General features: G+C 58.1%; 7 protein-coding genes. 6 read left to right on the forward strand and 1 reads right to left on the reverse strand.

Annotated elements, in window-relative coordinates:
• Nucleotides 1–161: 161 nt before the first annotated feature.
• The gene (locus HU754_RS24120; RefSeq protein ID WP_186622964.1) at nucleotides 162–497 is read left to right on the forward strand and encodes a hypothetical protein; all 336 of its coding nucleotides are present in this window, start codon (nucleotides 162–164) and stop codon (nucleotides 495–497) included.
• Nucleotides 498–1,020: 523 nt separating this feature from the next.
• Entirely contained in the window at nucleotides 1,021–1,386 is a 366-nt protein-coding gene (locus tag HU754_RS24125) for a DUF6124 family protein (RefSeq protein ID WP_099757082.1), read from the forward strand.
• Nucleotides 1,387–1,447: 61 nt separating this feature from the next.
• Here HU754_RS24125 and HU754_RS24130 read toward each other — a convergent pair whose 3' ends face one another.
• Nucleotides 1,448–1,636: a hypothetical protein gene (locus tag HU754_RS24130; protein WP_186622966.1), complete on the reverse strand. Its 189-nt coding sequence runs from the start codon at nucleotides 1,634–1,636 to the stop codon at nucleotides 1,448–1,450.
• A 690-nt stretch (nucleotides 1,637–2,326) separates the two neighbouring features.
• On the opposite strand from HU754_RS24130, the gene HU754_RS24135 reads away from it, so the two are divergent.
• From HU754_RS24135 to lon, 4 genes are all read left to right on the forward strand, one after another.
• Entirely contained in the window at nucleotides 2,327–2,701 is a 375-nt protein-coding gene (locus HU754_RS24135; protein WP_093430622.1) for a DUF6124 family protein, read from the forward strand.
• A 243-nt stretch (nucleotides 2,702–2,944) separates the two neighbouring features.
• The gene (locus HU754_RS24140) at nucleotides 2,945–3,397 is read left to right on the forward strand and encodes a hypothetical protein (RefSeq protein ID WP_186622968.1); all 453 of its coding nucleotides are present in this window, start codon (nucleotides 2,945–2,947) and stop codon (nucleotides 3,395–3,397) included.
• A gap of 206 nt (nucleotides 3,398–3,603) precedes the next feature.
• Nucleotides 3,604–9,330: a membrane-targeted effector domain-containing toxin gene (locus tag HU754_RS24145; protein WP_186622970.1), complete on the forward strand. Its 5,727-nt coding sequence runs from the start codon at nucleotides 3,604–3,606 to the stop codon at nucleotides 9,328–9,330.
• 272 nt (nucleotides 9,331–9,602) lie between these two features.
• Complete coding sequence (lon, locus tag HU754_RS24150) at nucleotides 9,603–12,020, forward strand: endopeptidase La (protein ID WP_093430625.1); 2,418 nt, start codon at nucleotides 9,603–9,605, stop codon at nucleotides 12,018–12,020.
• Nucleotides 12,021–12,082 lie beyond the last annotated feature (62 nt).

Below are 12,082 nucleotides of genomic sequence, written 5' to 3' on the forward strand. Positions count from 1 at the left end.
ACAAACTAAAAAACTGTCAACTATGACAGTACCCCCCCTAATAAAAAGAGATAACCATGCAGTTGTGTGAATAGCACTTCCCGCCAGGCGAGTGGCTGCGCACCTCCTGATGCTTGGTTCCGAGAGTTCAGGAGTACCCTTAAATATTCGAGGAATCCCCCATGAGCAATCCAGGAAACAGGCGCGCTGCGCTCTTGTTAGCCATCGTAGCGCTGGGCGCTTCAACGCTTGCTCAAGCCTTACCACGTCTTGTAGTAATGGAAGCAAATTGCAAAACAGCGCTGAGAGAGCTAGAGGCTATCGGAGTTATACCTGGCAAAGCCAGTTGTGAAGCTAATCCCAATAAGGAAATGTTCTGGCGAGCCGATGCCCCAGGGGAGCTCTTTAATAAAACGCGTGATATTTGCGACGCAAATGGACCATACACTTCAACTATCTATGAGGGTGCTGAAATCGTTGCGTGTGAATACTACAATCCAGCGAACAGCGGAAGATAATTGCACTACGGCTTATTTGAACAAGCGATCCGGTGGGTAATGATGCCGGCGCGGTTGGGTGCTAAAAAATTGCCGAGAATGGCGAACTTCCTTTACGAGCGAGCTTGCGAGCGAGTGCGGTCTGATATTCAACATCTTTGTTTACTGACTGGGCCCCATCGCTAGCAGGCTCGCTCCCACAGGTTGAAAAGTGTTTGTCTGTGGGAAAGGTGCTCGTCCTACAGACGTTGAAAGTTGCGCGGAGTTTTCCGACAAGTCGCGTCGGTTGTGCCTCGGAAATCGGCTGGATAGGCTCTGAGGGTCGCTGCAAATTCAGCGAACGGGCGTCGCGGCCCGACTTCTGGGGCATAATTGCCACCGCTTAACAGCAGCACCCCAAGTGCTTGCTTTATGGTGGCTGTACGCGGGATACCTTCGGGTATGCCGAATGCCTCAGGTCGGTCCGCGAACCCGCGTACAGCTGCCACCCCTCTTTTTGCGTCGCGGCAACTAGAGGAGTGGTCCAATTCCTGAGGAGTAACAAATGAAAAAGCCAACACCCAATCCACCCGAAACCGAAGACACCACCCCCTACGAATTCCCCGGCTCGAAGCGCTTCCACGAAGCCGCCGAACGCGCGCTCGACCACTACCTCAAACCCAACGCCTTGACCTTGCGCTTTCACAAACCCAGCACCATGTTCCAGGTTGCTCCCGAACAGGACAGCGAAAGCCTGCTGGTCCACGCCTGCGAATCGCTGGCCCAGGCCAGCCTCATGACCAGCGACATCGCCGCTTACATCGACCTGCCGCAGCGGCGCACGATTCTGGCGATCCAGCAGATCATCATGCTCGCCGAACTGGCCGTGAACCGCGTGCTGGATAACCACGAAATCCCCGCAAATACCTGACAAACCCCTTGTGCAGGAGCTGCCGCAGCTCCTGCACAAGGTGAGCGTTAGCCCGGCCGATTCAAAAAGCTTTGCCTCCACTTTCTATCCGCTGCAATCGATCATTGATCAATTGCTCGGCGTGTTTGCGGGTCTCAAGCAACAAACTCTCATCCGTTGCGCTATAGATCACCTGATAACGCAGACCTGGGGTGTCGGAGGAGTATTCGCGGATAGTGAAGCCTTCGTATTTCGTATCGGTATATCTCATGGTTTGATTCCTTGAAGTCAGTAAATTGGCATGCGCCGTCCTGCCCAAGGGCGCCTAGTTAATCTCGGATCGACCGGGGCAATGTGTCTACTGTCAGAAATTACAGGGGTTCAAGACCGGTTCGAAGTAAACCGCAATGAATTTTGATCTATGAGTTAACCGTCAGATTGAAGATGACTCCCGAGAGGCATCGCCTTTTTTGTGCACGCCATTTCTGTACCCACCGGAGAACCCTGTGGGAGCGAGCTTGCTCGCGAAGGCGTCAGCACATTCAACATCTACGGTGCCTGACATACCGCTTTCGCGAGCAGGCTCGCTCCCACAGGTTGAAAAGTGTTGGTCTGTGGGAAAGGTGCTCGTCCTACAGACGTTGAAAATTGCGCGGAGTTTTCCGACAAGTCGCGTCGGTTGTGCCTCGGAAATCGGCTGGATAGGCTCGTGGGGTCGCTGCAAATTCAGCGAACGGGCGTCGCGGCCCGAGCAGTTCATTCGATTTGATGCATAATCGCCAGCCCAAACTGAAGCGCTCAGGTGCTTGTTGTCTGGTTTGATGGTGGCTGTGCGCGGGATACCTTAGGGTATGCCGAGATTGCCGAATGGCTCGGTCCGCGAACCCGCGTACAGCTGCCACCCTCCGTCGCGTCGCGGTGATTGAGAGTGACAGCCCCACTTATCATTCGGAGCTTCACCATGAAAAAGCCAACACCCAATCCGCCCGAAACCGAAGACACCACCCCCTACGAATTCCCCGGCTCGAAGCGATTCCACGAAGCCGCCGAACGCGCGCTCGACCACTACCTCAAACCCAACGCCTTGACCCTGCGCTTTCACAAACCCAGCACCATGTTCCAGGTTGCCCCCGAACAGGACAGCGAAAGCCTGCTGGTCCACGCCTGCGAATCGCTGGCCCAGGCCAGCCTCATGACCAGCGACATCGCCGCTTACATCGACCTGCCGCAGCGGCGCACGATTCTGGCCATCCAGCAAATCATCATGCTCGCCGAACTGGCCGTGAACCGCGTGCTGGATAACCACGAAATCCGCCAATCCCCAACACACAGCTAACCCTCTGTGGGAGCGAGCCTGCTCGCGAAGGCGTCAGCGCATTCGGCAGTTGGACTGACTGATACAGCGCTTTCGCGAGCAAGCCTGCCCCACACTTGATCAACACTGTGCCTGCTATATAACTCCTATCAAGGAGGCTCATCGCGAACACGTATAAAAACCTGTCAGATATGACAGTTCACTGTATTCACCCGCCCAATCAGACTTCCTTCTCCAACCAAAATCAGGCGAAGGAAGCACCCCATGACCCATCCAAAGGCATCCCCAGCAGTTTGGGTAAACGGTATTCTCAACGTTAATGTAAAAGGCACCATTGGCGGTACGCCGGTCAATCTGACCAGCTTCGCGACAACCAGCATTTCCACCTCTGTCAACGAGCTCGGCGGTTACAGTTTTTCTTTCGAAGATAACCACGGTTCATCGAGCCGACGAGCCCTCTCCATCTCGCTTCGCAAGCTGCTGGATCCTGCAATCGCTGGCTACTTTGAATATGTCGTGACCGAACGAGGTATTCAGCCTTATGACTATGAAGTGACATCCTCTTCCGGCATTTCTGTAAGTGAACTCAATAGCGGCCTGTACTTATACTCCCTCGATAATTTGCAACTTTCCGGTAAGGCACGCCACGGTGATGAAACACGTGAACTCACCGGTAGCGGATACTTTTTTCTCCAAGAGCTGACTTACCCTGTCTAACAAACAGGTCAGGATTTCACTCGTCGGGTTAAACGTGCGTCTGCCGTTCCGTCACAGGTGTAGGGCAGACGCATGCCGACGTGAAATACCGAGTCGAACCCAAGCTCTACATCGACAGACCAATAACCCCCTATACATATATACCACCTGCCCCCCACTGCCCCTCGCCATGCTGGCCGCTCACCCTCAGCATGGAAAAAATGCCCATGAACCTCGCCACAATCCCCACCGCCGAAGAGGTCAAAAACGATCTCAACGCGATCGCCCATCACCTGTTCAATACATCAACCCCGCTGCTTCCCGAACAAAAACCGAGTACCGAACAGGCCTTTCTGAAACGCCTCGACGAACAACTGAAAACCTATCGCACCAGCTACCTGCAACGCAGCCGCGAGCTGTATCAGGCGCTGGAAAACAGCGATCTGCAAAGCGACGAAGGCAAACAACTGATCGCCACCCTGAAAGTCAGGCTGGCCACCCAACTGATCAACATGGATCAACGCGACCGGATCGACGATAAACCGGCGAAAACCTTCCTCAAATATGACGCAGGCTTCACCGCCATCGGCCACGAAGCCAGACAGGCCGTCACCGACCGCTTGCTGCACCCGCAAGCCGGCGAACTGCTGCAAAAACTCGATGCGGTGCCGATGCTGCGTCCGGCCATGTACGCGCTGCAGTTCAGCTATCAAGACACCACCGTTGAGCTGGCTGGCGCCTTTGTGGTCACGGAAAAGGACACTCGCCGAGTCAAGGACCTGCTGACCGACCAGAGCATGGGTTTCGCCCTGCTGTTTACCCCCGCAAGAGGCATCGAATTCTTCAACTCCCTTGCTGATCTCGACAACCAACTGCGCACATTGCTGACCCAGGCCAGCGGTAGCCAGGAGTTCATGTCCATGTTGCCGACGCGCTATCACGCCGTCGGCGCAGCAGGGATCTGGCCGCTGCTGCTCGCGCCAATCGACAGCAGACCGTTGTTCGAACACACCTACGACGCGCTGATCGAAAAACGCACGCAGGATATCGAGCGCGCCTTGAGCTTCGCCGAAAACCCACAGCAAGACCCCAGGCAATTGCTCACCGCGCTGGACCACGCCATTGCCGCCGCCCTGCCGGATCTCACGTCGCGTCTGGAATTACGCGCGCAAACCTTGTTCGAGCGCCACCTGCGCTACAGCGCACCGGACTGGTTTCGAAGCGCCAGCACCGCGCAAAAAGACGCACTGGCGCAGCATCTGCGCAACTACCAGCAGGCGCGGCAAGACCTGCTCGACTTGATGGAGCCGGCCGGCAGTCTGACGGCACTGGCCCGCCAGCAATGGCTGGAGCGCCTGAGCGAAGACCTGGAAATCGACGATCTCGAGCCGGCAAAGTTAAGCCTTGCGACCGATCGCCGAGTGCCGGGCTACGGCGTTTATGTGCATCAATCCAGCCTGCTCGAGCTGTCCTTGCGCGGCCCGCACACCGGCGATGAATTACCGGGCTCGGAGTTTTTGAAGTACACCACCCTCACCTACGATGACGCGCCTTTGCCGCCAGCCTACGCGGACGTGACGCCGGCGTGGCTGATCAGACAAGCCGTGGAGCTGCAACCTCGGATTGACTTCAATCACTTGCAGAATGAGCTGCAGGCCAGGCCCGCAATCAAACCCGCCATCGAGCAGATGCTCGATAAACGTATCGTCGCCCTCGCTCACACGGCGGTGCTGCAAGGGCACTTGCTCGACAGTGACTTGCAACTGATCCAGCGCCTGCGTGACGGTAGCGATGCGCGCCTGCGCGCCGCCACCCTGTCGCTGCACGGCGCCCAGTTGCAGGATTTGTGGGTGCTGCGCCAGAACGATGACCGCGGCGCGCTCAAACGGCTGTTGCTGTGCACACCACAGGCGCCGCGAACGCAACAATTCCAGGCCTTCGACAGTGAGCGCGAATGCCAGACCCACCTGCTGGGCTGGGCCAAACACAGCGATGCCGCCGACAGCATGGCCGGCTACCTGATCAGCCGTGCGCCCATGCGCTTTCGCACAAAGCTGCGCCACGTGTTGGCCGGGCTGAGTTTCAAACCAGAGGCGCTGGAGCATCAAAAGGTCACGTTCGCTCACACCGGCAGTCATCCCGATTGCCTGCGCGCGATGGCTGAACATGTTCTCGCCACACGGATCGACGACTACGATTTCTGTACACCGCTGTGGTATCGCTCCACCACGGCTGCCAACCGCCGAAAGCTGACGACCCTGAGTGAAGACGCCGAAGGCGCCTTGCGCGCGTTCAACAAGCATGCGTTGTCGGGCAGCCGCTTTCCGGCGTTTGATGACTACGTGCACGAGCAAGCCAAAATCAGCTTGAACCGCTTGCTCAAGCGCACCACCAACGATGTCGATCCGGATACCGTCTGGGCTTACTCGCCGACCGCCATCGTGCGCTCGTGGACGCCAAAACCTCTGAACTACACCACGCTGTATCGCGACGGCTACGCCGACGGCGTCGGTTTTCTCGATGAAAAATTTTCCCGCTCGGCGCGTTTCAGAGGCCCGCAGGGCATCGACCTCAGCAACCTGACCGCACAGAATGTCGCGCGCTCGGTCACCGGTGTGTGGATCGGCCAGCGCTACATCGACAAGGTCAAGGCTGAACTGCAAAGTTCGACGAGCGAAGGCTATGACTTTCGGCGCAACACGACCCTGGCCATTACCCAGCGCCAGATGAAAAGCGCCGCGCTGGAATGCCAGTTGCAGGGCCATATCGCCAGCCATGATCTGCAATGGCTGGAGCAGAGTATCGACAGCATGGCTGAAACTTCCGGCGCCATGCGCACGACCTATCCACTCCACCGTTTGATGATCGACGGCGAATGGGTGATCGACGCGTGGCTGTTCAGCCATGGTGCCAACCCGGTTCTGCTCTACACCCCGGAGGCGCCCGACGGCGTCGCTTTCCGCGAAGCGCGGCTGTTCAATTACCTGCTTCAGCAACAGTCCGGCATGCTCGAATACCTGACGTTGCGCGTCGACGTCAGTGCCCGGACCCGGGTTCGCACATACCTTGAAAACATCAAGAAAGGGTTGCCCAAAGACCTCAATAAAACCACCCCCAGCCCTGCACGTTACGACTCGACCCGCGCGGTCGCGGCGGTCAGTGACCTGCGCACTGTCCTTTACGACATGAGGCTGCAACGTCGTATCGACGACGTTAACGCCACCACCACCAGCCGTGCCGAGATGATCGCCGGTCTGGTCTGGACCAGTGTCGAATGGATCGCCGCCATTGCCACGGCGCCGTTCCCGCTGCTGAGCCTGAGCACCGGCCTGTTACTGGCTTTCAAAGACGCCATGCTCGCCCTGCATGCGTACCGTCAGGGTGACCACGGCGAAGCGTTCCAGCATCTGCTCGGTTATCTGTTCAACAGTGCCGGCGCGGTGCTGACCGACCTGCGTCCGGCGCTGCGTTCGCTCAAGCCCGTGCGCCGGCCTGTGCGGCAGAGCCTCGTCAGTGCCAGCAACGAACAACGCGATGTCATGACCGTGATCGATCAAGTAACACCTGGCCCCAAGCGGAATGAAATGAGTCCGGTGGTGTACAGAAATGAGCTGTTCTATATCGACAAAGATCCTGACTCCAGCGGTCGCTTTTTGCTTTACCGAGCCAATCCGGATTCCGGCGAACTCACCTCGAGCACCATCCTGACCGTGCGCAACGCAGACGGAAAGTTGGTGCGCAGTGGTTTGGCCGGCGGTGCGCTCGAGTACGAGGTCGTGCCAGAGACCCCCGGCCCGGACAAGGTCTATGGTGTGGAGTCCAAATACCACGATCGCATCGAAATGGTGATGAACCCGCAAATCCGGGAGATCATGCTCAAAAACAGCGAGGAATTCTTCTACACCGATCCCCAATTGTACCTTTTCGGGTTTGTGGAAAGTCTCGTCCCGACGCGCACCGCTTACCTGAAGCAGGTCGAAAAGCTCAGCACCGACGCCACCGCGCATTTCGCCGAACTTGCCCCGTTGCCAGCCCGCGGCGAAGTTCCGCCAGTCGCCGACGACCTGTCGTTTGCCCAGTTACTGGCGAGCGACGCCGTCAAAGGAAAAAATCTGGTGATCGGCGCCCAGCCCGCCTCGATCGCCAGCAAACAGTTGCTGATCGAGGGTGTGGATGAACTCGTGAGCAACGGCTTCAAGCGACTTTACGTGGAATACCTGGCGGGCGATGTCTTCAAAATCAAGCTGGAAAAAATGAACAAGGGCGGAACCTGGAAACACATCGAAAAACATCTTAAAGCCGTCGACCTTGCGCTGGGGTATGAGAAAAAATCGCCATTCTCTTATCTGGCACTGGTGCGTAAAGCGCGCGAAAAGGGTCTGAAAATCCATGCGCTGGATGCGTCGACCAGCTATCAACTGGAAGGAGTGATGGTACTGGACGACGTCTCGCCATTGACCCCTCGCAGCAACAGCCTCAGGAATTTCTATTCGCACAAGACGCTGGCCGTCGATATCGCCGATGCGCCTGAGGAGCGCTGGGTGGTCCTCACCGAACAATCACGCATGAGCACCTTCGACAACACCCCCGGCCTGGCCGACCTGCACGCGGCTGTCGCCGTGCGCGTGGAAGATGTCGCACAGGATCAGGCGGCACGCATCAGCCTCGATTCAGCCGGGGCAATCCCCGGGGATTCGGCCGCCAAGGGCGATTATCGTGTGCAGCGGCCGACGGCGTACAAGGCGCCTCAACCCGTCTCCCGGCCAGCATCGATTGCCCCTGCTGTCGAGCATTTCAGCGAATACGATATTCCACCCGCCATGCGTGAAGACATCGCGACAATGTTGCATCAGCGCTACGCCATGGACTCACGCTATACCCCGACCGTACCGAAAGAACAACAGGCGCACGATGCGTTCATCGCCAACCGCAAGCGTCTGGAGAAAAAGGCCAAGGACACGTTTGCTCATTACACGCCCCCTGACGCTGCCACGCTCCCGACGCTCACCTCAGACATCAAGTTCGAGGAGTTTTTGCGGCTGGTGGCCGACGGCCGCTTGAACCTGCTGATCGGCGAGGCCCATAGCCACGTATCGAGCAAAGCGTTGCTGAAAAAGTACATGAAGGCGCTCAAGCAAGCCGGGTATGACACGCTCTACGTGGAACATCTGTTCACCGATTTGCACCAGGCCGATCTGGATACTTTTTTTCGGACACAGCGCATGCCGGACAGACTGAAGAATTACCTGCGCGTTCAGGATCGTGGCCAAATGCCCACTTATAAAGGTAACGATACCTACACAGAGGTCCTCCAGGCGGCGGCGAAGTACAACATCCGTATCAGGGCCCTCGATTGCACGGCGTCTTACCACCTCAAGGGTGTGTTTAACGAAGATATCTCGCGAAACGAGATGTTCAGCTATTTTGCCACCCAAGTGATCGAAGCCGACCAACTGTTAAATGGGCCGCATAAGTGGGTGGCCCTTATCGGCAATGCCCACACTAACTACAACCTGGGTGTGCCGGGTCTGGCGGATACCCTCTCGGCGGTCAGTCTCCACGTACGCGACACCGCTCCGGAACTGGCCAGAGATATCCATCGCGGGACCTGGAGAGCGGTGGCCAGCGAGCGCGGAACCAATAGCCGGGCCTTGCGCAGCGATTTCCTGCTGGACGTGGCCGTCGCCGGCAAGAAAAAACCAGCCCTGACGCCGGCCGTCGAGCGCAGCAAACTGACCCGGCCCGGGATGTTCATGATCGAAAATACGGATACGGGCGAGCTCCGTCTGGTGCATAAATCCAGGGCCGACGACATCGTTGAGACACCGATTCAGGTCAATGACCACGGCTTGTTTTTCATTGATCGCTGGGAGAAAAAAGATGAGCGTTTCAAATACCTGGGGACCTTGATCGATATGCTGGTCAGTGATTTGAGAATGACCGAGGTGAAATAAGCGTCAGGTGTAACTGCGCATTGCCAACAACCACCGGGCTTGACTGCCCGGTGGTTTTTTATCGCCAATGCCACAGTTCTGCCCCCTGCCGAAATAGCGCAGCCCATTGGGCGCGAGCGTGCTGCGGGCGGCGTTCAGCCGAACAACAGAGGTCGCCAGGTCCAGAGAAACCCTGTCAAAACCCTGAACACACAAGCAGAAACGTCTGCCCCCATTGAAACCACCCAAGGCCTGCCCCATCTAAGACCCATACTCCATTGCGCAGGTGCCCCATGAGCGACCAGCAAGAATTCCCGGAAAACCCCGACGACTACACCGAAGCCGAACACATCGAACACACCTCTTCCGGCAAAGGCCTCGCCCTGCCCGGCCAGAACCTGCCGGACAAGGTCTACATCATCCCGATCCACAATCGCCCGTTCTTCCCGGCCCAGGTCCTGCCGGTCATCGTCAATGAAGAGCCGTGGGCCGAGACCCTCGAACTGGTCAGCAAATCCGAACACCACTCCCTGGCCCTGTTCTTCATGGACACGCCCCAGGAAGACCCGCGCCACTTCGACACCGGCGCCCTGCCGCAATACGGCACCCTGGTCAAAGTCCACCACGCCAGCCGCGAGAACGGCAAACTGCAATTCGTCGCCCAAGGCCTGAGCCGAGTGCGCATCAAGACCTGGCTGAAACACCACCGCCCGCCGTATCTGGTGGAGGTCGAATACCCACACCAGCCCACCGAGCCGACCGACGAGGTCAAGGCTTACGGCATGGCGCTGATCAACGCGATCAAAGAACTGCTGCCGCTCAACCCGCTGTACAGCGAAGAACTGAAGAACTACCTCAACCGCTTCAGCCCCAACGACCCGTCGCCGCTGACCGACTTCGCCGCCGCGCTGACCTCAGCCACCGGCCCCGAACTGCAAGAAGTGCTCGACTGCGTGCCGATGCTCAAGCGCATGGAAAAAGTCCTGCCGATGCTGCGCAAGGAAGTCGAAGTCGCGCGCCTGCAAAAAGAGATTTCGGCAGAAGTTAACCGCAAGATCGGCGAGCATCAGCGCGAGTTCTTCCTCAAGGAACAACTCAAGGTCATTCAGCAGGAACTCGGCCTGACCAAGGACGACCGCAGCGCCGACCTTGAACAGTTCGAGCAGCGCCTGGAAGGCAAAGTCCTGCCGGCCCAAGTGCAGAAGCGCCTCGAAGAGGAAATGAACAAGCTGTCGATCCTCGAGACCGGTTCGCCCGAGTACGCGGTCACCCGTAACTACCTCGACTGGGCGACCTCGGTGCCGTGGGGCGTCTACGGCGAGGACAAACTCGACCTCAAGCACGCGCGCAAAATCCTCGACAAACACCACGCTGGCCTCGACGACATCAAGGATCGCATCCTCGAATTCCTCGCCGTCGGTGCCTATAAAGGTGAGATCAGCGGTTCCATTGTGCTGCTGGTCGGCCCGCCGGGCGTGGGTAAAACCAGCGTCGGTAAATCCATCGCTGAATCACTCGGCCGGCCGTTCTACCGCTTCAGCCTCGGCGGCATGCGTGATGAGGCTGAGATCAAGGGCCACCGCCGCACCTACATCGGCGCGCAGCCGGGCAAACTGGTGCAGGCGTTGAAAGACGTCGAAGTGATGAACCCGGTGATCATGCTCGACGAGATCGACAAGATGGGCCAGAGCTACCAGGGCGACCCGGCCTCGGCGCTGCTGGAAACCCTCGACCCGGAGCAGAACGTCGAATTCCTCGACCATTACCTCGACCTGCGCATGGACCTGTCGAAAGTCCTGTTCGTGTGCACCGCCAACACTCTGGATTCGATCCCCGGCCCATTGCTCGACCGGATGGAAGTGATTCGCCTGTCGGGCTACATCACCGAAGAAAAAGTCGCCATCGCCAAGCGTCACCTGTGGCCGAAACTGCTGGAAAAGGCCGGCGTGTCCAAGGGCAGCCTGAGCATCAGCGACACCGCGCTCAAAGCCTTGATCGACGGTTACGCCCGTGAAGCCGGCGTGCGTCAGCTGGAAAAGCAAATGGGCAAACTGGTGCGCAAAGCGGTGATGAAGCTGATCGACGAGCCGAAAGCGGTGATCAAACTCGGGCCGAAAGACCTCGAAGCGTCACTCGGCCATCCCGTGTTTCGCAACGAACAAGTGCTGTCCGGTACTGGCGTGATTACCGGTCTGGCGTGGACCAGCATGGGCGGCGCGACGTTGCCGATCGAAGCCACGCGGATTCATACGCTTAACCGTGGCTTCAAACTCACCGGGCAACTCGGTGATGTGATGAAGGAGTCGGCCGAGATCGCCTACAGCTACGTCAGCTCACACCTGAAACAATTCGGCGGCGACGCGAAGTTCTTCGACGAAGCCTTCGTCCACCTGCACGTACCGGAAGGCGCGACACCCAAGGACGGCCCGAGCGCCGGCGTGACCATGGCCAGCGCCCTGCTCTCGCTCGCACGCAATCAGCCGCCGAAGAAAGGTGTAGCGATGACCGGCGAATTGACCCTGACCGGGCATGTGCTGCCGATTGGCGGGGTGCGCGAGAAGGTGATTGCGGCGCGCCGGCAGAAGATTTTCGAGTTGATTCTGCCGGAGCCGAACCGGGGCAATTTTGAGGAATTGCCGGATTATCTGAAGGAAGGGATTACGGTGCATTTCGCGAAGAAGTTTGCCGATGTGGCGAAGATCCTGTTCTGACAAACAGCCCCTCACCCCAGCCCTCTCCCACAGGGAGAGGGAGCCGACCGAGTTGTCTTGCG

Source organism: Pseudomonas zeae (genome assembly GCF_014268485.2).
GTDB classification, from domain to species: domain Bacteria; phylum Pseudomonadota; class Gammaproteobacteria; order Pseudomonadales; family Pseudomonadaceae; genus Aquipseudomonas; species Aquipseudomonas neuropathica.